At 70.4% G+C, this 20,104-nt stretch carries 20 protein-coding genes; 7 read left to right on the top strand and 13 right to left on the bottom strand.

Annotation, left to right across the window (positions count from 1 at the left end; translation table 11 throughout):
* Positions 1-89 precede the first annotated feature (89 nt).
* Positions 90-3,734, bottom strand: a complete 3,645-nt coding sequence (locus tag CQ047_RS10870) for a proline dehydrogenase family protein (protein WP_105675106.1) — start codon at positions 3,732-3,734, stop codon at positions 90-92.
* 146 nt (positions 3,735-3,880) lie between these two features.
* On the opposite strand from CQ047_RS10870, the gene CQ047_RS10865 reads away from it, so the two are divergent.
* Genes CQ047_RS10865 through CQ047_RS10855 form a run of 3 tightly spaced genes read left to right on the top strand, consistent with a single transcriptional unit; the run spans position 3,881 to position 5,774 of the window.
* Positions 3,881-4,558 (top strand): hypothetical protein, encoded by a 678-nt coding sequence (locus CQ047_RS10865; RefSeq protein ID WP_105675104.1) that lies wholly within the window; start codon positions 3,881-3,883, stop codon positions 4,556-4,558.
* Between the two features lie 11 nt (positions 4,559-4,569).
* On the top strand, positions 4,570-5,115 hold the full coding sequence (locus CQ047_RS10860) for a DUF4352 domain-containing protein (protein ID WP_146114320.1): 546 nt from the start codon (positions 4,570-4,572) through the stop codon (positions 5,113-5,115).
* Positions 5,112-5,774, top strand: coding sequence for a hypothetical protein (locus tag CQ047_RS10855; protein ID WP_146114319.1), 663 nt, complete (start codon positions 5,112-5,114; stop codon positions 5,772-5,774). Before CQ047_RS10860 ends, CQ047_RS10855 begins: the two co-directional genes overlap by 4 nt.
* Here CQ047_RS10855 and CQ047_RS10850 read toward each other — a convergent pair.
* Positions 5,729-7,126, bottom strand: a complete 1,398-nt coding sequence (locus CQ047_RS10850; RefSeq protein ID WP_105675098.1) for a hypothetical protein — start codon at positions 7,124-7,126, stop codon at positions 5,729-5,731. The genes CQ047_RS10855 and CQ047_RS10850 overlap by 46 nt on opposite strands.
* 79 nt (positions 7,127-7,205) lie before the next feature.
* Positions 7,206-7,766 (bottom strand): acyl-CoA thioesterase, encoded by a 561-nt coding sequence (locus tag CQ047_RS10845; protein ID WP_105675096.1) that lies wholly within the window; start codon positions 7,764-7,766, stop codon positions 7,206-7,208.
* Positions 7,767-7,896: 130 nt separating this feature from the next.
* On the opposite strand from CQ047_RS10845, the gene CQ047_RS10840 reads away from it, so the two are divergent.
* Positions 7,897-8,403 carry a GNAT family N-acetyltransferase gene (locus CQ047_RS10840; RefSeq protein WP_105675094.1) on the top strand — a complete coding sequence of 169 codons (507 nt, stop codon included), beginning with the start codon at positions 7,897-7,899 and terminating at the stop codon, positions 8,401-8,403.
* 543 nt (positions 8,404-8,946) lie between these two features.
* Here CQ047_RS10840 and CQ047_RS19110 read toward each other — a convergent pair.
* The 3 genes from CQ047_RS19110 to CQ047_RS10825 all read right to left on the bottom strand — a co-directional run bounded on the left by CQ047_RS19110 (position 8,947) and on the right by CQ047_RS10825 (position 12,573).
* Positions 8,947-10,053, bottom strand: coding sequence for a cytochrome b/b6 domain-containing protein (locus tag CQ047_RS19110; protein ID WP_258132594.1), 1,107 nt, complete (start codon positions 10,051-10,053; stop codon positions 8,947-8,949).
* Between the two features lie 767 nt (positions 10,054-10,820).
* On the bottom strand, positions 10,821-11,795 hold the full coding sequence (locus CQ047_RS10830; protein ID WP_105675092.1) for an electron transfer flavoprotein subunit alpha/FixB family protein: 975 nt from the start codon (positions 11,793-11,795) through the stop codon (positions 10,821-10,823).
* 1 nt (position 11,796) lies between these two features.
* Positions 11,797-12,573, bottom strand: coding sequence for an electron transfer flavoprotein subunit beta/FixA family protein (locus CQ047_RS10825; protein WP_105675090.1), 777 nt, complete (start codon positions 12,571-12,573; stop codon positions 11,797-11,799).
* Between the two features lie 101 nt (positions 12,574-12,674).
* Between CQ047_RS10825 and CQ047_RS10820 the strand changes: the two genes are divergently transcribed.
* Genes CQ047_RS10820 through CQ047_RS10810 form a run of 3 tightly spaced genes read left to right on the top strand, consistent with a single transcriptional unit; the run spans position 12,675 to position 14,228 of the window.
* Positions 12,675-13,211: a MarR family winged helix-turn-helix transcriptional regulator gene (locus tag CQ047_RS10820; RefSeq protein WP_105675088.1), complete on the top strand. Its 537-nt coding sequence runs from the start codon at positions 12,675-12,677 to the stop codon at positions 13,209-13,211.
* 1 nt (position 13,212) lies between these two features.
* Positions 13,213-13,752, top strand: a complete 540-nt coding sequence (locus CQ047_RS10815; RefSeq protein ID WP_105675086.1) for an SRPBCC family protein — start codon at positions 13,213-13,215, stop codon at positions 13,750-13,752.
* A 32-nt stretch (positions 13,753-13,784) separates the two neighbouring features.
* Positions 13,785-14,228 (top strand): YdeI/OmpD-associated family protein, encoded by a 444-nt coding sequence (locus CQ047_RS10810; RefSeq protein WP_105675209.1) that lies wholly within the window; start codon positions 13,785-13,787, stop codon positions 14,226-14,228.
* Between the two features lie 4 nt (positions 14,229-14,232).
* On the opposite strand, the gene CQ047_RS10805 is transcribed toward CQ047_RS10810, so the two are convergent.
* The 7 genes from CQ047_RS10805 to CQ047_RS10775 form a co-directional block, all read right to left on the bottom strand.
* Positions 14,233-15,009 carry an enoyl-CoA hydratase gene (locus CQ047_RS10805; protein WP_105675084.1) on the bottom strand — a complete coding sequence of 259 codons (777 nt, stop codon included), beginning with the start codon at positions 15,007-15,009 and terminating at the stop codon, positions 14,233-14,235.
* A gap of 46 nt (positions 15,010-15,055) precedes the next feature.
* Complete coding sequence (gene mmsB, locus CQ047_RS10800; RefSeq protein ID WP_105675082.1) at positions 15,056-15,943, bottom strand: 3-hydroxyisobutyrate dehydrogenase; 888 nt, start codon at positions 15,941-15,943, stop codon at positions 15,056-15,058.
* Positions 15,940-17,145: an acyl-CoA dehydrogenase family protein gene (locus tag CQ047_RS10795; protein ID WP_105675080.1), complete on the bottom strand. Its 1,206-nt coding sequence runs from the start codon at positions 17,143-17,145 to the stop codon at positions 15,940-15,942. Before CQ047_RS10795 ends, mmsB begins: the two co-directional genes overlap by 4 nt.
* 85 nt (positions 17,146-17,230) lie before the next feature.
* The gene (locus tag CQ047_RS10790) at positions 17,231-18,754 is read right to left on the bottom strand and encodes a CoA-acylating methylmalonate-semialdehyde dehydrogenase (RefSeq protein WP_105675078.1); all 1,524 of its coding nucleotides are present in this window, start codon (positions 18,752-18,754) and stop codon (positions 17,231-17,233) included.
* 87 nt (positions 18,755-18,841) lie between these two features.
* Positions 18,842-19,105 (bottom strand): type II toxin-antitoxin system RelE/ParE family toxin, encoded by a 264-nt coding sequence (locus tag CQ047_RS10785; RefSeq protein ID WP_105675076.1) that lies wholly within the window; start codon positions 19,103-19,105, stop codon positions 18,842-18,844.
* A complete protein-coding gene (locus tag CQ047_RS10780) occupies positions 19,105-19,392 on the bottom strand; it encodes a ribbon-helix-helix protein, CopG family (protein ID WP_105675075.1) in 288 nt (95 codons plus the stop codon). Before CQ047_RS10780 ends, CQ047_RS10785 begins: the two co-directional genes overlap by 1 nt.
* A 31-nt stretch (positions 19,393-19,423) precedes the next feature.
* Positions 19,424-19,870: a hypothetical protein gene (locus CQ047_RS10775; protein ID WP_105675074.1), complete on the bottom strand. Its 447-nt coding sequence runs from the start codon at positions 19,868-19,870 to the stop codon at positions 19,424-19,426.
* Positions 19,871-20,104: the final 234 nt, after the last annotated feature.

The following is a 20,104-nucleotide window of genomic DNA, read 5'->3' as shown; positions in this document are numbered from 1 at the left end:
CTCTCCGCTCCCGTCGCGAAAGATCCCGGTATCGACGCCGGATACCGGGATCTTCTGCGACGGGAGCGCACAGCCCCGAGGGCGGAGGCTCAGATGACGTCGCTGAACGTGGAGTCTGGGTTGCCGTAGCGGTGCGCGGTGATCGTGATGGACTGCTCGTGCACGAACGTGAGCAGCTCGATGCGACCGGCGGACGTGACCTCGCCGGCGTAGACCGCGAGGTCGGGGTCGCCCTCCACGGCGACGGCCAGCGCTCGATGCAGCGCCGCCACCGATGCGCGCTGCCCGACGAGCCGCACGCGGTCGGGGCGCGGCGCCGCGTCGGCGAACGGGTCCGCCTCGGTCGCATCGCGCCGGCGCATCCGCTCGATCCACTCCTCGTCGGTCTCCATGAACACGACCGCGCCGAGGTCGCCCAGGGCATGACGAACGGCCGACGGCAGGCCCACCGGGGTCGACAGGGTGAAGCCGGCACCCGCACGCACCGCGGCGATGACGACCCGCAGCAGCTCCTGCCATCCGGCATCCCCCGTCGCCCTGATCGCGACGGGCACCGGGCGGTAGCGGAACAGGTTGCGCTCGACGCCGAGCCTCGACACGTCGCGCACCCTGCCGAACTCGCGATCCCAGGCGAGGGCGTCGGACAGCGCCGCCCTCCGCAGCCACTCGAAGGCCTCGTAGTCGAGCGACGGCTGGGCGGCCTCGATGAGAGCAGTGATCCGGGCGTCGAGTCCGCGGAGGTGGAGTGTGCTCGACACGGCGCCCGCCTGCTGAGCACGCCAGGAGCCGAGGCCGATGAGGTAGTTCGGGCCTCCCGCCTTGGCACCGGGTCCGACCGACGAGCGCTTCCAGCCGCCGAAGGGCTGCCGCTGCACGATCGCGCCGGTGATGCCGCGATTGACGTAGAGGTTGCCCGCCTCGACGCGGTCCAGCCACAGCGCGAGGTCGTCGGGGTCCTGCGTGTGCAGCCCGGCGGTGAGGCCATAGGCGACCGCGTTCTGCAGCTCGATCGCCTTCTCCAGCGTCGGCGCGTGCATGACGCCGAGCACCGGTCCGAAGAACTCCTCCCGGTGGAAGCGCGAGCCCGGCTGCACGCCGACCCGGATGCCGGGGCTCCACAGCCTCCCGGACGGATCTCCGCCAACCAGCCGGGGGCGGATCAGCCACTCCTCGTCGGCCTCCAGCTCGCTCAGCGCCCAGGCCAGCTTGCCCTGCGGCTTCTCGATCACCGGACCGACCTCGGCGAGCGGGTCGGACGGCCAGCCGACGTGCAGCGACCGCGCGGCATCCGCCAGCTGCCGCGCGAACCGCTTCGACCGACCCACGGGACCGACGAGGATCGCGAGGGATGCCGCCGAGTACTTCTGCCCCGCGTGCCCGAAGGCGCTGCGGACCAGGTCGGATGCCGCCTGATCGAGATCGGCCGATGGGGTGATGATCATCGCGTTCTTGCCGCTCGTCTCGGCGAGCAGCGGCAGGTCGGGGCGCCACGACCGGAACAGGGCGGCGGTCTCCCACGACCCGGTGAGGATGACGCGGTCGACGGCCTCGTGCGCGATGAGCCGCTGACCGAGACCGTCCTCGTCGATGTCGATGAGGGCGAGCGCGTCGCGCGGCACCCCCACCTGCCACAGCACCTCGGCGATGGCGGCGGCGCAGCGGCGGGCCTGCGGCGCCGGCTTGAAGACGACACCGGAGCCCGCGGCGAGCGCGGCGAGCACTCCCCCGGCCGGGATCGCGAGGGGGAAGTTCCACGGGGGCGTGACGACCGTCACGCGAGCGGGCTCGAAGGCGGCGCCGGAGACGGCATCCAGCTCCCTCGCCTTGGCGGCGTAGTAGCGGGCGAAGTCGACCGCCTCGCTCACCTCGACGTCGCCCTCGGCGAAGACCTTGCCGGTCTCGGATGCCGCGATCTCGATGAGCTCGCCCCGACGCCCCTCCAGAGCGGCCGCGGCACGCAGCAGGACCTCGGCGCGTTCCGCCGCCGACCGCGACCCCCAGCGCGCACCGGCCTCCTGCACCCCGGCGATCACGCGATCGAGCTCATCGGGGTCGCTGACACGAGGGGGAACCGCGTGCTCCGCGGAGCCGATGCGGCCGATCACGGCGCGCGCCCAGTCGCGGTTGGCCGGCAGGGAGGGGTCGCTGTCCGTGGTGTTCACGAAGCCGGGGGCTCCGCCGGCATCCGCACCGACCTCCGCGGCGGCCAGCTCCCGGTCGGAGTAGACGGCGGTCTCGAGGAACGCCTCATCGTCCGAGCCCCGGGTGATGCCGAGCACCGCCTTGGTCAGCTCCTCCTCCTCGCGCGGAGCGGCCGGTGCGGGTCGCGCCGACTCGTGCACGGGAGAGAGTCGGTTCTGCGAGCGCCGCGGGCCGGTCCGCAACGTCGGCGACGTCGAACGGCGCAGCGCATCGAGGAAGCGATCCCGTTCGCGGTCGAAGAGCGCCGGGTCCTCGTCGAGGCGGAACGCGGCGGAGAGGAAGTTGTCCGACGACGCGTTCTCCTCGAGACGGCGGACCAGGTAGCTGATCGCGACGTCGAACTCGGCGGGCTTCACGACGGGGACGTACAGCAGCACCGGTCCGACCTCGCGCGACACGGCCTGCACCTGCCCCTGCGCCATGCCGAGCAGCATCTCGAACTCGACGCCGTCGCGCACGCCGCGCTCCCCCGCGAGCAGCCACGCGTAGGCGATGCCGAAGAGGTTGTGTCCGGCGACGCCGATCCGCACAGCGTGGGTGCGGTCGGAGTCCAGCGCCCAGTCCAGGCAGCGCAGGTAGTTCGCGTCGGTGTCGAGTTTGGTGTCGTAGGTCGCGGGCGTCCAGCCGTGCATGGTCGCGTCCACGCGCTCCATGGCGAGATTGGCGCCCTTCACGAGGCGCACCTTGATGGCCGCGCCGCCGTGCAGAACCCTGTCCTGCGCCCAGGCGCTGAGCTCCTGCAGAGCGGGGAGGGCATCGGGCAGATAGGTCTGCAGGACGATCCCGGCCTCCAGTCCCTTCAGGCGCGGATCCTCCAGGATGCGCGTGAACACCGCGATGGTGAGGTCGAGGTCGCGGTACTCCTCCATGTCGAGGTTGATGAACGTGCCGTCGGCGGACGCCGTGAGGTAGAGGGGCAGCAGACGCTCGACCACGCTGTCGACGACCTCGTCGAACGCCCACATGGAGATGTGGCTGATGATCGACGACACCTTCACCGACACGTAGTCCACGTCATCACGACGGATCAGCTCGTGGATGCCGTCGAGCCGCCGCTTCGCCTCGGTCTCGCCGAGCACCGCCTCGCCGAGCAGGTTGAGGTTGAGCCGCGCGCCGGTCTCGCGGATGCGCGCGACCGCGGCCCCGAGTCTCGCCGGCCGGGCGTCCACCACGAGATGACCCACCATGTCGCGCAGCATCCGCCGGGCGATCGGCACCACCGGCGACGGGAGGATCGGAGCGACGCCGCCGCCGACGCGCACGGCTCCGCGCAGATACCAGGGCAGGAACTCGGGCACGAGGGGCGCGATCCGGTGCAGTCGGGATGCCGCGGCGCCGAGGCTCTCCGGCCTCATCACGCCGTCGACGAAGCCGAGGGTGAACGGGAGCCCGTTCGCGTCCTGCAGGACGCCGGCGAGGCGCTCGGCCGCGGGATCGACGTCAGCCGCCGCGGCTTCGGACACCCATCGCCGCGCGAGCTCCACCGCCCGCTCGGCGAGCGTGGGGGAATCGGACGACAACGGCTCTGGCATGGCTTCAGCCTAGGCGCGGCAGGGGCGGCAACCGGGTCGGACGGTGGCGCGTTTCCCGGACGGTCCGGCCGCGTCGAGGCGAGAAACCGCGCGGTCTCCGCAAAGGGGCCGCGATCGAGCGCCGATGACCGTTCTATGCTGTCTGCGTGGGGGAAGAGAAGGCGTCAGGAGCCGCCGAGGCGCGCGCGAACGCGAGCGCCAGGGCGAAGGTGCTCGGGTGGGCGCGGCGCACCGTCGACCTCATCCCCACCGGATGGCTGATCACGGGCGCCGGCGCCGTGCTGCTCACCACGACCGCCGCGTTCGGAGGGCTCGCGACCGCACCCGTCGCCCCCGTTCCCGAACTCGCCGTGGGAGACCCGTACACCGGCTCGGATCTCGAGCTGTCGGTCGTCGGTGTCGAGCTGCGCGAGGACCAGGGCAATACGGCCATCTACCCCGATCCGGAGAGCGGCGAGAAGGTCCTGGTCGTGACGGTCGATGTCACGAACAGGTTCGAGAAGCCGCGCTTGGCCTCGGGCAGCGAGTTCGACGAGGGGTCTGCGGGCGCCATCCGGGTCGGCGAGCTGGAGGACGCCCCGTTCCTCACCTACGCCGACGACGGCGGCACGGCCACGACGCTGCAGCCCGACGTCCCCGTTCGGCTGCTGCTCGCTTGGAGCGTCGGCCCCGATGACTTCCACGACGGCGACGCCGTGACGCTGACGCTTCCGGCGTCGACGCACCGGGTCGGCGACAACGTGCTACGCGGAACGGACCTCTGGGAGGACCCCCGCGTCGGCGCGACGATGACGGCGACCGTCGAGCAGGTGAGCGCGCCGTGAGGTCGGATGCCGTGAGGTCGAAGATCCTGCCGTGGCTGCTCACCGCGGTGCTGCTGGCCGGCGCCTGGGTGATCGTGAAGGCCACCCTCCCGGTCGACGCCGCTCAGGAGCCGTTCGTGACCACGGCGACGCTCGGCGAGGCGGCATCCGCCCGCAACCTCGTCGCCACGGTCACAGATGTGCACGCCGCACGCTCCGTGACCGATGCCACGGGCTGGTCGGCCGACGGCGACTGGCTCGTGATCGACCTCGAGGCCGCGGCGCAGGTGACCCAGGAGGGGGCGTCGCTCCGCACCGCGACGCTGGTCGTCGGGGACCGCACGTTCACCGCGACCGAGCGCGGGACGACGTTCCTCAACCAGGCTCTCGTGACCGGGGTGCCGCGCTCGGGGAGCCTCGCCTTCCAGCTCCCCGACGACGCATGGACGGAGCACGCGACGCTGCGGCTCGGGCTGGGAACCCCCGTTCTCGACGGTGTGATCGAGATGGGCATCGACCTCTCCGACCTGCCCTTCGAGCCCGAGGTCTCCTTCGAAGAGAACGGCTGGGCGCGATGACGATCCCCGAACCGCCCCGACCTTCTTCCTCCTCCGCGAACTCCGGGGCTCCCGCACCGTCGAGCATTCCCCCGGTCCCCACGCCATCCGCGGATCCCGCAGGCGATGCGGCTGGCCCCGTATCGGCGACGTCGCCCTCGTGGTGGCGGCGCAACCGACTGGGTCTCGCCGCGACCGCGGTGCTCCTGCCCGCGACGCTGTTCGCCGTCGGATGGCAGCACTGGCACCTGATCTACGACTTCGGCGCCCGCCCCGTCGACCCGATCATCGTGGCGGAGGATGACAGCGCCGAGCTGGCGGGCGCGTCCTTCGGCCCCGTGCGCAGCGCGGTCATCGAAGATCTCAGCGGTCTGGACGTCCCCGACGGCACGCGGGTCATCGCCGCGGCGGTCCCCGTCGAGCCCGGTCCGGAGGGGGTGTCGTGTCGGCGCCCCACTCTGACGCAGCAGTCGTCGGGGCGGCAGTGGGCGCTGCAGAGATCGGAGATCGGCGTCCCCGACAACGCCGACGAACCCGAGTTCTGCTCGTCGGACGAGCTCGGCGACTACGAGCTCATCGCGCCGTTCGTCCTCCCCGATGACGTGGAGGGCCCGTTCTGGCTGGACGTCTGGCCTCAGGACTCCGGCGGGACGTTCCTGAGGTTCTCGATCGACCCCTGACCCCCGAGGACGTCGCGGTCGGATGCCGACACGACCGCCGCGGCGACGGCATCCGCAGAACTCGGCAGAAGACCCGCCGCATCCGCCACCGCACGGATCTCCGCCTCCTCCGACGTGGTCCCTTCCGACCGGAGATCCTGCTGCCTGCGGCGCAGCCGGCCCAGCGTGGCGTCGTAGGCCCCGCTGATCACCGCGATCCGCAGCGGCTCGACGATCAGCATCGGGATGAGCGTGACCACCGGCAGCGCGATCGACCAGAAATCGAACTCGTGCGGTCCGATCAGACGGGTGACGCCCAGGTCGAGGTAGGAGCCCAGCGCCTTCACCGCCACGAAGAGGAGCGCATAGGACGCGACGAGCACGGGGCCCGCGCGCCACATCAACAGGAGAGCGCGGCCGATGGGGCGGAACCGGGCGCCGAGCTCATCGCCCAGATCCTTCAGCCGACGCACCAGCGGGTTGGGGATGACCTTCGCGTGCTCGCGGATGCGGGTGATCAGCTCGCTCTCCACGCGCAGCTTCTCCGCGACGATCGCCTGGCCGAACACGACGCCGGCGATGGTCAGCCACGCGAGCGGCGCGAGCAGCACCGGCCCTGCCTCCGAGAGCACCCAGCCGATGCCGTCCCACAGCCAGCGCAGCGGCGCGACCGCGGCGAGGATCTGCTCGCGCATGTCGTCGAGGAGCACCATCACGGCGCGGCCGTCCACCCAGGCACGGATGGATTCGAAGAGATCGCCGAGCAGGATCACCGAGAAGAAGACCCAGACGACCTCGAAGTACACCGCGACCGGCGAGAGCCACGCGGCGAGCCGGTCCGACCACTTCGACCAGGCCCAGCGGCCGGCGAAGGCGAGCACGATGATCGAGACGGTCCACACGTTGAACGGGAGGTTCTGCACGGAGTCCTCGCTGCTCAGCGGCCCGTCGCCGTTCGCCGCAGCTATCCAATGGAGGTCCGTGCGCACCTGCAGCGCGCGAGCCGAGTAGTCGATCACGTCGTCCCGCAGCAGCTTCTGCGCCCAGTACACCGCGAAGAAGGGGAGGATGCCGGCGAGCAGCGCCGAGAGGAACGTGCGCCGCCGCTCGGCCGGGGACTCCGGCAGAGGAGCGACCTCCTGCAGATTGCGCAGGCCGTCGCGCAGCACGAGGAACATGGCGACGTAGCTGATGAGCTTCGCGAGGATCGCGACGGGCAGCACGAGGAACCCGACGGTCGCCGTGTAGGCGCCGATGATGCCGGCGAACTGCAGGATGACGTAATGCACGAGGATGCCGCCGAGGTACCACGCGAGCATCGCCGGCCAGTGCCGCCACAGCACCCGGCCGGCGGTCGTCAGAATGTCCCCCACGCCCCCAAAATAGCGCGTCGCACCGACTCCGGGCGAGGTCGCGTCGCTGCATCCCCCTCCGGGGCCGAGCGACCCGTTCTCAGGTCCAAAGGCTCGGCGCGCTCTTGCGCACCGGCGGGAGAGCGGATGCCGCGGCCCAGTCGTGCACCCACTCGTCGATCTCCGGTACGCCCTCGGGCTTGCCGACCGCGGCGAACAGCTCCTCGTTGCTGACCGTGCCGCCGGAGCGACGCAGCATCCGGGCCCTCACGATCGCCCTCGCGTAGATCTCGCCGTCGACGACGGCGCGGTGCTCCATGAACACGGCCTTGTCGTCGTGGCCGATGAAGCGCGACTGCACCTCGAACCGCTGCCACAGCTGCAGCGACTTGCGGAAGGTGATCGTCTCGCTCGACACGACGGCGTACCAGCCGCGCTCCTTCATGGCGTCGAAGAGGCCGGTGCGGATCAGCTGGTCCCAGCGTCCGAGGTCGAACAGCGACAGGTAGCGGCCGTTGTTCATGTGGCGGAGGATGTCGATGTCGGTCGGCAGCGTCGTCAGACGGATGGTGCCGACGGCGGACGGTTCGAGGGCCTTGCCCTGCCGCACGCGGCGGCGGGCGCCGAGGATCACGAGGAGGGTGCGCCAGATCACGTTCACGATGTCCGATCGTAGCCATTCGCGAACGATCCGCGAACATCGTTGTACGGATCCTCCATCGGCGTCGGATGCCCTGTTGACGACATCCACTCGATTTCCGGTTCGCCGACGCCGCGCGTAGAGTCGCGGCATGAGCGCCGAAGCCCAGCCCCAGATCTCCGTTCGTCCGGTCCGCGACGTGGATGCGGAAGCCCTAGGCCGCGTGCACGCGCAGTGCTGGCACGAGACCTACGACCACCTGATCAGCAAGGCCGCCCTCGAGAAGGTGTCGCCCCGCCGCATGGCCGAGCTGTGGACGCACTGGGCCTCGCAGGGGCCGGAGTTCAAGATGAACGCGGCCCTCGTCGATGGCGAGATCGTCGGCTTCGTCGGTTCGGGTCCCGCCCGCGACAAGGATGCTCCGGCGTTCCGCGAGCTCTACTTCATCTACCTGCTCGACGCGTACCACGGCACCGGCATCGGTCAGAAGCTGTTCGACGCCGCCGTCGAGAAGGACGAGCCGCTGTACCTCTGGGTCGCCGAGGACAACCCCCGCGCGCACCGCTTCTACACCCGCAACGGCTTCGCCCTCGACGGCGCCAGCCACACCGAGCCGTTCCTCGGCGAGACGCTGACCGAGGTCCGCTTCACGCGCTGAGCCCGCCCGCTTCGCCCGAGCCGCTTCGGCTCGGGCTGAGCCGCTCCGTCGGCTCGGGCTGAGCCGCTCCGTCGGCTCGGGCTGAGCCGCTCCGGCTGACCCGCTCGGGCTGAACCGCCCTCTCGGGCTGAGTCGCTCGTTCGGCTCCAGAACTCCGGAGAAGAGGCCGCCATCCACGGATGGCGGCCTCTTCTGCATCCGCACGCGGCAGATCTCCGGAGTTCTGGAGCTCGGCCGAGCCGCACCGCGTTCACAACTCCGCACAGATCGGCCCATCAGCCGCCCACACGGCCGGATCTGCGGAAGATCACCCGGCTCATGAGGAGTTGTGAACGCAGAACCCTCGCCTCAGGGTTCGGCGGCATGGACCCGCACGAGTCAGGGGGCGGCGCGGAGCCCGCGCGACTCAGCGGGCGATGCGGAACCCACGCGACTCAGGGGCAGCGCAGAACCCACGCGACTCAGGGGCAGCGCAGAACCCACGCGACTCAGGGGCAGCGCAGAACCCACGCGACTCAGGAGGCGATGCGGAACCCACGCGACTCAGCGGCCGGAGACGGTCCCGAAGAGCTTGGCGATCGGGGCGATCACCAGCGGGCGGGCGGCTGCCCAGCCGGCGGCGATCACGGCGACGGCCGCGACGAACACCCAGAAACCCGTCCACGTGACCGCGTCAGAGGACGCGAACATGTGGTTGAGGTTCGCGAGGAAGCCGGTGAGGAACACCAGTGCGACGTGCGCGATGATGAACAGCACGAAGTACAGCATCACCGGGAAGTGCACGGCGCGGGCCCACTCGATCGGGTAGGCCTTCGACAGCCGCTCCGCCTTCTTCGGCCACAGCCCCGACATCCGGAATCCGGTGACCGCAGCCAGAGGCGCTGCGAGGAACACGGTGACGAAGTAGGCCAGCTGCTGCAGGCTGTTGTAGTTGTTCCACCCGTTCTCGTGCGGCCAGTTGAACGAGACGTACTGCAGAGCCGCCGACAGCGCATTCGGGAAGACCTCCCAGCTCGTCGGCACGATCCGCGCCCAGTGCCCGGTGACGAACAGCAGGACGACGAAGATCGCGCCGTTGACGAGCCACAGGATGTCGAGGGCCTGGTGGAACCAGATCGTCAGGCTGACCTTGCCCTTCGGGTTGTTCTTGGGCGTCCAGAACGCGGTCGGCCGCTTCTCGCGCCGGATGGTGAGTCCCGATCGGATGATCAGCACCATCAGGAACATGTTGAAGAAGTGCTGCCATCCGATCCATGGCGCGAAGCCCGGCTCCACGTGCACCGCGGGCGCATACTCCCCGGGGAAGGCCGCGAGGAAGTCCTGCAGCGGATCCAGGCTCAGCAGCGTCCGGACGAGGGCGACGGCGGCGCCGGCCAGCACTCCGAGACCGGCGGCGGCCATGAGCGCGGCGATCCCCTGCGTCCACGTCGGACGACGGCGGTCGGATGCCGGTGCGGCGGGGAGATGCCGGGGCGCACTGCCGTTCCACACCGTGCGCGCGCCCCGCAGGGGGACGCTGAGGTCGGCGCCAGGCACGACGGCGGATGCCGCGACCGGAGCGACAGCGGATGCCGCGGAGACGGCGTCCCCCTCGCCGAGGGCGGATGCCGCCGCGACGGATGCCGCCGCAGATGCGGAGTCGACGCCCACAGCGTCGGAGGCAGACGGCGCGGCGGCCGCCCGATCATCGGGCGAGGATGGCGCCCCGGCCCGATCCGCCGCTCCGACCGGCGCCACGGCTGCCGGCACGAGTCCCGCCGGCGGCCAGGGCTCGCCACCCGCGGTTCTCGGAAGTCCTCGGCGCATGACGCCATCGGCAGTCGCGCCCTCGCTCTGCGCGGACGACCCCGTCGATGCGCGCGTTGCGTCTGGCGCCGACTCGGACGACTGCGGCCGCTCCGGTGCTGCGACCGCGCTCGGGACTGTGGTCGGCGCGACGGACGAGACGGACGACGGCGCGACAGACGAGGAGTCCGTCGACGCGACGGTTGAGGCGGTAGACGAACTGTTCGGCGCGACATCCGCCGGGGGCCACGGCTCTCCGCCCGGCACACGCGGGAGTCCGCGACGGATGCGAACTGCAGCGGTGGAGGCAGCAGCGGCGACAGAGGCAGCGGCGACAGAGGCAGCGGCGGCCGAATCGGCAGCGCGCGCCTCGTCTCGTTCTGCCCGCTCGACCGAGGCAGCAACCGAAGCACCGGAACCGGCAGCCGCATCTCCGGAAGCGCCCGCCGCGTCTCCCGATGCGCCCGCCGCGGCGCCCGAGGCACTCGGCTGCGTCGCAGTTCCGGACTCCGCACCCGGATCCGTCGCAGCATCCGCCATCGCGTCCGCATCGGCGCCGTCGCTCACCCCCGCGGGAGGCCAGGGCTCTCCGCCCGGTACCCGCGGAAGTCCGCGTCGCAGCGTGGCCATGCCTACTTCTTCCGCGCCTCGAGAGCGGCGATGACCTGCGGCACGATGGTGAACAGGTCGCCCACGATGCCGAAGTCGGCGACGTCGAAGATGGGAGCCTCGGCGTCCTTGTTGATCGCGACGATCGTCTTCGAGGTCTGCATGCCCGCGCGGTGCTGGATGGCGCCGGAGATGCCGAGCGCGACGTAGAGCTGCGGCGACACCGAGACGCCGGTCTGGCCGACCTGGTGCGACTGCGGGATGTACCCCGCATCGACGGCGGCCCTGGACGCGCCCACGGCTGCGCCGAGCGCATCGGCGAGCTCTTCGACGAGCACGAACTTCTCCTTCGACGCGAGCCCGCGTCCGCCCGACACGACGCGTGCGGCGCCGCGGAGCTCCGGGCGCGAGGACGCCTGCTCGACGGCGTCGATCGTCCCGGCGGTCGCGGCGACTCCGCTCACCGGGAATGCTCCGGTGGCCCCCGTGAACACGGCGTCGTCGATGCGCTCCGCGCGTGCGTCGATCGCGCCCTGCCGCACGGTGATGACAGGAGTCCCGAACGTCGGGGCGGAGTCGGTCAGGTAGGCGCCGCCGTAGACGGAGTGGTGTGCGACGATGCCCTCGTCGTCACGGGAGACGCCGACCGCGTCGACCGAGAGCGCGAGCTTCGCACGCACGGCGAAACGGCCGGCGACATCGCGGCCGGCGATCGAGTTCGAGATGAGCACGGCATCCGGTCGCACCCGCTCGTATGCCCGCTGCAGCGCGTCGACGATCGGCACGGTGAGCAGCGCGGCGTCGCCCTCCTCGGAGATGATCTCCGCCGCGCCGGCCTGGGCGGCCTGCTCCGCGGCATCCGCAGAGCCGCCGACGATCAGCGCGACCGGCCTGCCGATGGTCGATGCCGCGCCGATCAGCGCAGCGGTGCTGGACGCGACGTCTCCTGCGGGGTCGACGTCCACGAGGACGAGGATCGGGTTCTCGGACGAGCTCATCTCACACCAGCCTGTTCTGCACGAGGTACTCCACCAGCTTGTCGGCGGCGTCTCCCTCATCGACGATCTTCACGCCCGCTGCGCGCGGGGGCTTCTCCGCGACCGTCGTCATGATGGTCCGCGGCGCGAGGGACGGGTCGGCGGAGACGCCGAGGTCTGCGAGGGAGAGCACCTCGAGCGGCTTCTTCTTCGCCGCCATGATGCCCTTGAAGTTCGGGAAGCGCGCATCCGGCAGCGCCTCCGTGATCGAGATCACCGCCGGCAGGCTCGCCGACACTGGCTGGGATCCCGCGTCGGCGGCCCGCGTGCCCGCGACGGCATCCGCGCTGATCTCCACTGAGGAGAGCGCGGTCGCCTGCGCCCAGCCCAGGTGCTCCGCGAGCATCGCCGGGATCACACCGCCCGAGCCGTCGGTCGAGAGGTTGCCGGTGATGACGAGGTCGGGCTCTCCGCGACGGATCGCGGCGGCCAGCACCTCGGCGGTCAAGGTCAGGTCGGCGCCGGCGAGCTGCTCGTCGGCGACGTGCACGGCGGATGCGGCACCGATCGCGAGCGCGCGGCGGACGGATGCCGTGGACCCCTCGGGCGCCATCGAGAGGGCGACCACCTCGGTGCCCTCGTTCTTGTCGGCGTAGCTCAGTGCGACCTCGAGCGCGCGCTCCGTGATCTCATCGAGCACCACGTCTCCGGCGGCGCGGTCGGCCAGACCCGTCTCGAGATTCAGCTTGCGATCGCCATAGGTGTCCGGCACCTCTTTGACCAGGACGAAGATCTTCATCGATTGCTCCTCACGACTGGCTCGATTCTAGTCCCTTGAAACTGAGTGCCAACTTTTCTGCAACTGAGACTCAGAGCATCCGATGGCCTACCGTAGAACCTGTGACCCCGTCCCGCCCGTTGCCCGTGGATCCGCTCGCCGAGGCGAAGCGGCAGTGGCTCGCGCACGGGTGGTCGGATGCCGCAGACGGGATGACCGTCGTCACCTCGGTGATGCGTGCGCAGCAGTTGCTGCTCGCCCGCGTCGACGCCGCACTCAAGCCCTTCTCGCTGTCCTTCGCGCGCTACGAGGTGCTGCGCCTGCTCGCGTTCAGCCGCGCGGGGCGTCTGCCGCTGTCGAGCGTGGTGGCCCGTCTCCAGGTGCATGCGACGACGATCACGAGCACGTCCGAGCGCCTGGTCCGCGACGGTCTCGTGATCCGCGAGCCGCATCCGCACGACGGCAGGGCCGCGCTCCTCGCGCTCACGCCGGCCGGACGCGACCTCGTCGATCGCGCGACCACAGCCCTGAACGCCGACGTGTTCGCGAACCCCGGCCTCAGCGCCGACGACGCCGCGGAGCTCGTCGCGATCGTCGCGCGCATGCGCAAAGCCGCGGGCGACTTCACCGACCCGCGCCCCCAGCCCGAACCGCTCTGACATGGCGGCGTTCGTGCTCGAACGGGTGATCGCGGCGCCGCCGTCTGCCGTATTCGCGGCCTCCCTCGACCCCGGCCTGCACGTGCGCTCGATGGTGCGATATGGGGAGACGATGGTCGAGGCGCCTGCGGGCGGAGCCTTCACCGAGGGGTCGACGGTCACCTGGCGGGCGCAGCACTTCGGCATCCCGTTCCGGCTGCGTTCCGTCGTGTTCGACATCGACCCTCCGCACGGCTTCAGCGACCGGCAGCTGTCGGGGCCCTTCGGGGACTTCCTCCACGAGCATGTGTTCGAGGAGCATCCGCGGGGCACGCTGATGCGCGACACGATCACGTTCCGCTCCCCGTTCGGCCCGATCGGCCGGATCGTCGACCGCCTGTTCCTGCGCGAGTACATGCGGCGGCTGATCTCCGAGCGCAACGACCTGCTCGCCTCCGAGATCGAGGCGACGCCGCCCGAGTGGCGGCCGCTCGGGACACGCGGCGCGGTGCACCCGATGCCGAGGTCAGGACGACCCCGCACCGGGGCTGCTTCGGCGTGACCGCGCGCACCGCCCGGGCGTACGCTGTCGGGATGACCGAACTGCACCTGCACACCGTCCTCGCGGGGTCCGGGCCCGCGGCTGCCATCGTGCTCACCGATGAGCAGGTCGCCGCCTTCGGCGCGGGCAAGGCTTTCCCCGTCGCCGTCACGATCGGCGGGCGGACCGCTCGTCTGCGTCTCTCCCGCATGGGCGGGAAGAACATGATCGGCTTCAGCAAGGCCACGCGCGCCGAGCTCGGCGTCGAGATCGACCAGGAGGTCGACGCCGTCATCGCCGTGGACACCGCCGAGCGCACGGTCGAAGAGCCTCCCGAGCTCACGGCCGCCCTCGACGCGGAGCCCGCCCTGCGCGCCGCCTTCGAGAAGCTCCCCTACACGCACCGTAAGGAGCATGCCCGCTCCGTCGCCGAGGCGAAGCAGGAGGCCACGCGCGACCGCCGCATCGCCAAGGTCGTCGAGGCGATGCGCGGCTGAGAGCTCACCTGTTCCGGAAGTCGGGCGCACGCTTCTCCCGGAAGGCCGACATGCCCTCCTTCTGGTCCTCCGTGTCGAACAGCGCGGCGAACGCCGCCTTCTCGTGCGCGAGTCCTTCGGCGAGTGTCGTCTCCATCGCGGCGTCCAGGGCGGCCTTCGCGGCGTAGACCGATGGCAGCGACTTCGAGGCGATGGTCTCGGCCAGCTTCTCGGCCTCGGCGAGCAGGTCGGATGCCGGCACGACGCGCGACACGAGACCGGAGCGCTCCGCCTCCTCGGCGCCCATGAAGCGCCCGGTGAGCACGAGCTCCGCCGCCTTGTAGTAGCCGACCGCGCGGATCAGCCGCTGCGTGCCGCCCATGCCGGGGATGACGCCGAGATTGATCTCGGGCTGCCCGAACTTCGCGGTGTCGGCGGCGAGGATGATGTCGCACATCATCGCCAGCTCGCAGCCCCCGCCCAGGGCGAAGCCGGACACCGCGGCGATCACCGGGGTGCGCACCGCGGCGAAGTCGTACCAGATGCCGAAGTGGTCGGTCTCGAGCATCTCGGCGGCCGACATCGCCTCCATCTCCTTGATGTCGGCTCCGGCGGCGAACGCCTTCTCGGAGCCGGTCAGGACGATGGCGCCCACGCCCTCATCGGCGTCGAAGGCGACGGCCGCCGCCGTGACCTCCTCGGCGATGCGGCTGTTCAGAGCGTTGAGCGCCTGCGGGCGGTTCAGCGTGATCCAGCCGACCCTTCCGCGCTGCTCGACCAGGATCGTCTCGTACTCGGTCATCGTGAAGGCCCTCTCCGTCGTGGTCTTCTCAGTATGTCCTGCGTCATCAGACGCGATCGTCGCGGATGTCGGTGATGATGCCGGAGAAGTCGCGCGTCGCGCCGTCTCCCTCGGCGAAGGCCGCGTACAGCTGCTGCGCGAGCCTGCCCATCTTCGCGTCGGTGGACGTCTGCTCGATGGCCTGCAGCGCGAGCCCGAGGTCCTTCGCCATGAGCGCCCCTGCGAACCCCGGCTGATAGTCGCGGTTGGCGGGGCTCGTCGGAACCGGGCCCGGCACGGGGCAGTTGGTCGTGATCGACCAGCACTGGCCGGAGGCCTGGGAGACCACGTCGAACAGGGCCTGATGCTCGAGACCCAGCCGCTCGCCCAGCACGAAGGCCTCCGCCACGGCGATCTGCGAGACCGCGAGGACCATGTTGTTGCACACCTTCGCTGCCTGGCCGAGGCCGGGACCACCGCAGTGCACGATCCGCCTGCCCATCGCCTCGAGCAGAGGGAGCGCCGCAGCGAAGTCCTCGTCGGCCCCTCCCACCATGAAGGCGAGGGTGCCGTTCTCCGCGCCGACCACTCCGCCAGACACGGGCGCGTCGACGTTGCGGTGCCCAGCGGCGATCGCGAGCTCGTGGGCCGTGCGGGCCTCGTCGACCGCGATCGTCGAGGACTCGATGAACAGTGTGCCGGGGCGCGCCGCGGCCAGCAGCTCGTCCTGGTAGGCGGCGATCACGTGGCGCCCGGCGGGGAACATCGTGATGACGACATCCGCATCGGCGACGGCATCCGACCCGCTCGCGGCGACCGGGATGCCGGCGGCCCGCGCGGCGTCGATGGCCGCAGGCACCAGGTCGAAGCCGTGCACCTCGTGCCCGGCCTTGACGAGGTTGACGGCCATCGGGAGTCCCATGTGCCCCAGCCCGAGGAAGGCGACCCTGCTCATGACGCGCTCCGCGTCTGGCTTCCGCCGCTGCGCTGGAGGGAGGCCGACCCTGCGGGGCGCAGCATCTCCCGCCCGACGATGAGTCTCATGATCTCGTTCGTCCCTTCCAGGATCTGGTGCACCCGCAGATCACGGACGACTTTCTCGATCCCGTAGTCCTGAAGGTACCCGTACCCGCCGTGCAGCTGAAGGGCCCTGTTGGCGACGTCGAAGCCGGCGTCGGTGGCGAAGCGCTTGGCCATGGCGCAGCGCATCGTAGCGTCGGGGGCATGCTCGTCGACGGCCTGAGCTCCGTCGCGGACCATGAGTCGTGCGGCCTGCAGGTCGGTGCGCATGTCGGCGATGGCGAAGAGGATCGACTGCTTCTCGGCGAGCGGCTCGCCGAAGGCGACGCGCTCGTGCACGTACTGCACAGCCCGGTCGAGCGCCCACTGCGCTCCGCCGAGGGAGCAGGCGGCGATGTTCAGCCGACCTCCGTTGAGGGCGGACATCGCGATCGCGAACCCCTTGCCCTCGTCGCCCAGCATGGCCGAGGCTGGCACCCGCACCCCGTCGAAGATGACCTGGCGCGTGGGCTGCGCGTGCCAGCCCATCTTCTTCTCGGGTGCGCCGAAGCTCAGTCCTTCGGCGTCGCCCGCCACGAGGAAGGCGCTGATGCCGCGGGCCCCGGGTTCGCCGGTGCGCGCCATGACGACGTACACGCCCGCCTCGCCTGCTCCGGAGATGAACTGCTTGACGCCGGTGAGCACATAGGCGTCGCCGTCGCGGACCGCGCTGGTGGCGATGTTCGCGGCATCCGATCCCGCTCCCGGCTCGGTGAGGCAGTACCCGCCGAACTGCTCCATCGTGGTGAGCGCGGGAAGCCACTCGCCCCTCTGGGCGTCGTCGCCGTAGGTGTCGATCATCCAGACGACCATGTTGTGGATCGAGATGTAGGCCGCGACCGCGGGATCGGCCTTCGCGAGCTCCTCGAAGATCGCGACGGTGTCGGTGCGGCTGAGCCCCGTGCCGCCGAACTCCTCGCGCACGTAGATGCCGCCGAGTCCGAGCTCGCCGGCGCGGCCGAGACTCTCGCGCGGGAACAGGTGCTTCTCGTCCCGCTCGAGGGCGTACGGGGCCAGCTCGGTGTCGGCGAACTCGCGGACGGCGTCGAGGATCGCCTCGCGCTCCTCGGCGGTGGTGGTGACGGTGGTGAGTGTCATGGGGATTCCTAGTGGGATGGAGGCAGTCGCTGTTCAGTGCATGGTGGGGCAGTCGCTGCTCAGTGCATGGTGGGGTAGTCGCTGCTCAGTGCATGGTGGGGATGACGAAGCTCGCACCCTCTGCTGGTTGTTCGGCGCCCGACTGGCGGATCCCGCTGGGCCAGCGGCTCGTCACCGTCTTGGTCTTCGTGTAGAAGCGGAACGCATCGGCGCCGTGCTGGTTGAGGTCTCCGAAGCCGCTGCGCTTCCAGCCGCCGAACGTGAAGTAGGCGATCGGCACGGGGATCGGCACGTTGACGCCGACCATGCCCACGTCGACTCGCGCCGCGAAGTCACGCGCGGAATCGCCGTCGCGCGTGAAGATCGCGACGCCGTTGCCGTACTCGTGCTCGTTCGCCATGCGGAGCGCCTCCTCATAGTCCGCCGCACGGGCGATCACGAGCACGGGGCCGAAGATCTCCTCGCGGTAGATCGCCATGTCGGTCGTGACGTGGTCGAACAGGGTCGGACCGAGGTAGAAGCCCTCCTCGTGGCCGGGGACCGTGAAGCCACGACCGTCGGCGAGGAGCGTGGCGCCCTCGTCGACGCCCTGCTGGATGTAGCCCTCGACCCGTTCGACCGCGGCCCGCGTGACGAGCGGGCCGTAGTCGACGTCGGCGGCGAGGGAGGGGCCGATGCGGAGCTGTGCGACGCGTTCGGTGAGCTTCGCGGCGAGAGCATCCGCGGTCTCCTGCCCCACGGGCACCGCGACGGATATCGCCATGCAGCGCTCGCCCGCGGAGCCGTACCCCGCGCCGATCAGCGCGTCGACGGCCTGATCGAGGTCGGCATCCGGCATCACGATCATGTGGTTCTTCGCTCCGCCGAAGCACTGGGCCCTCTTGCCGTGGGCGGCGGCGGTCGCGTAGATGTACTCGGCGATCGGCGTCGAGCCGACGAAGCCGACGGCACGGATGCGGTCATCGGTCAGCAGCGTGTCGACCGCCTCCTTGTCGCCGTGGACGACGTTGAGGACTCCGGCGGGGAGACCCGCCTCCAGGAACAGCTCGGCGAGACGCACCGGCACGGACGGGTCGCGCTCGCTGGGCTTGAGGACGACGGCGTTGCCTGCGGCGAGGGCGGGACCCGCCTTCCACAGCGGGATCATCGCGGGGAAGTTGAACGGAGTGATCGCGGCCACGACGCCGAGGGGCTGACGCATCGAGTACACGTCGATCCCCGCGCCGGCGCCCGTGGAGTACTCGCCCTTCAGGAGGTGCGGCGCCCCTGCGGCGAACTCGATGACCTCGAGTCCGCGCTGGATGTCGCCCTTCGCGTCGTCGACCGTCTTGCCGTGCTCGCTGGCGAGCAGCTCCGCGAGCGACTGCATCTCGCGCTGCACGAGGTCGAGGAAGCGCAGCAGCACGCGGGCGCGCTTCTGCGGATTCGTCGCCGCCCATCCGACCTGAGCAGCCTCAGCATCGGCGATCACGTTGCGCACCTCGTCGGCGGAGGCGAGCGGCACCCTGGCCTGCACTGCTCCCGTGCTCGGATCGAACACGTCGGCGAAGCGCCCGTCTTCAGGGGTGAGAAGCGATCCGCCTACAAAATGCGGAATGGTACGAGTCATTGTGTGACATCCCTTCGCGCCTTCGTTGGCACATTGTCGATGTTACTCGGGTCTCCGGATATTTACTAGGACACCCTTGTATCTGTGTCATCGATAGATACTCCGCCTGTGCCCGACATCGACCGCCACGATGACCACCTCATCCGGCCTCACGTCGAGGACGACCCGATGGTCGCCGACCCGCAGCCTCCAGAGCCCCGCGAGTTCGCGTCGCAACGGCTTGAGCCTGACGGTGGGATCCTCCAACTCGGCCAGCTCGTACAGCGCGACGAGGATGCGCCGCGACGTGCTGCGGTCGAGCTTGCGCAGTTGCTTCTCGAATCGGGGCGCCGGCGTGAGCCGGTAGCGCATCAGGCGGGTGCAGGCGTTGCGGCGCCGTCGTGCGGCGTTCGGCGGAGCTCCATCGGATCGAAGCCGAGGTCGCGTGCGAGATCGTCCAGCGAGCGTGATGGCACCTCGCCGCGACGGACGGCTTCCGCCTCCGCCCGCACCGCGTAGGCGTACTCGAGGTCGGCGAGATGCTGCGACACCGCCTCCCGAACGTAGTAGGCCGCAGAGCGCCCGGTCGAGGCTGCAAGCGCGTCGAGACGAGCCTTCAGCTCTTCCGGAAGACGGACGCTCAGCACCCCTGTAGACATGTATACATCGTTCCACATGATCAGGCGCCTGTCACAGGATGTCATCGAGGTGGAGCAGACGCACTCCCCCGTCGTGCAGTATGAACTGCGCACGCAGCGGCACCCTGAGCGCGAACGCCGCATCGCGCATCGCCCGCGCCCACTCACGGTCGTCGACGCCCACGGCCGACGGGCCGATGCGCTCCCAGACGATCACGACGGACTCGCTGGAGGTCACCTCGCGCAGGAGGTCCGCGCGCTGCACGAGCAGCTGGGCCTCGGTGAGCTCGCCGAGATCCTCCGTGCGCGTCAGCGCGTTCGGATCTTCGGGATACCCCTCCATCGGGATGAGGGGCTCACCGAGGCATCCGCGCGCATCGATGAACATGAGCCACACCTGACGCCGACTGGCGCGTTCGAGCATTCTTTCGAGGAGGTCGCGGAGGTCGTCGTCATCGCGCAGCGGGCGGTCGTTCTTGGGGGTGTTCTGATCGGTCATGCCCCTGATGCTGGCGCGTTCGCCACCCCTCGTTCCGCGGCATCCACCTGATCACGGCGCGGTTCGAGGGAACAGAGCCGTACACGGACTCACGTTCCTGGCTCCCGCTCCCCGTGATCGCCTACTGAGTCCTGGCGGCCCGCCCCGCCGCCGAGCGCACGGGTTGTCGCCGAGTGCACGGGTCGTCCACGTCGACGACCCGTGCACTCGGCGACAACCCGTGCGCTCGGCGGC

This window comes from Microbacterium sp. MYb72, from assembly GCF_002979415.1.
GTDB lineage: Bacteria > Actinomycetota > Actinomycetes > Actinomycetales > Microbacteriaceae > Microbacterium > Microbacterium natoriense.
This window is presented reverse-complemented; position numbering and strand designations above follow the sequence as displayed.

Excerpts from the sequence above, each read along its gene's own strand:
- CQ047_RS10870 (WP_105675106.1), bottom strand. The coding sequence starts at position 3,734 with ATGCCAGAGCCGTTGTCGTCCGATTCCCCCACGCTCGCCGAGCGGGCG.
- CQ047_RS10855 (WP_146114319.1), top strand. The coding sequence starts at position 5,112 with ATGACGATCCCCGAACCGCCCCGACCTTCTTCCTCCTCCGCGAACTCC.
- CQ047_RS10840 (WP_105675094.1), top strand. The coding sequence starts at position 7,897 with ATGAGCGCCGAAGCCCAGCCCCAGATCTCCGTTCGTCCGGTCCGCGAC.
- CQ047_RS10830 (WP_105675092.1), bottom strand. The coding sequence starts at position 11,795 with ATGAGCTCGTCCGAGAACCCGATCCTCGTCCTCGTGGACGTCGACCCC.
- CQ047_RS10825 (WP_105675090.1), bottom strand. The coding sequence starts at position 12,573 with ATGAAGATCTTCGTCCTGGTCAAAGAGGTGCCGGACACCTATGGCGAT.
- CQ047_RS10815 (WP_105675086.1), top strand. The coding sequence starts at position 13,213 with ATGGCGGCGTTCGTGCTCGAACGGGTGATCGCGGCGCCGCCGTCTGCC.
- CQ047_RS10810 (WP_105675209.1), top strand. The coding sequence starts at position 13,785 with ATGACCGAACTGCACCTGCACACCGTCCTCGCGGGGTCCGGGCCCGCG.
- CQ047_RS10805 (WP_105675084.1), bottom strand. The coding sequence starts at position 15,009 with ATGACCGAGTACGAGACGATCCTGGTCGAGCAGCGCGGAAGGGTCGGC.
- mmsB (WP_105675082.1), bottom strand. The coding sequence starts at position 15,943 with ATGAGCAGGGTCGCCTTCCTCGGGCTGGGGCACATGGGACTCCCGATG.
- CQ047_RS10795 (WP_105675080.1), bottom strand. The coding sequence starts at position 17,145 with ATGACACTCACCACCGTCACCACCACCGCCGAGGAGCGCGAGGCGATC.
- CQ047_RS10790 (WP_105675078.1), bottom strand. The coding sequence starts at position 18,754 with ATGACTCGTACCATTCCGCATTTTGTAGGCGGATCGCTTCTCACCCCT.
- CQ047_RS10785 (WP_105675076.1), bottom strand. The coding sequence starts at position 19,105 with ATGCGCTACCGGCTCACGCCGGCGCCCCGATTCGAGAAGCAACTGCGC.
- CQ047_RS10780 (WP_105675075.1), bottom strand. The coding sequence starts at position 19,392 with ATGTCTACAGGGGTGCTGAGCGTCCGTCTTCCGGAAGAGCTGAAGGCT.
- CQ047_RS10775 (WP_105675074.1), bottom strand. The coding sequence starts at position 19,870 with ATGACCGATCAGAACACCCCCAAGAACGACCGCCCGCTGCGCGATGAC.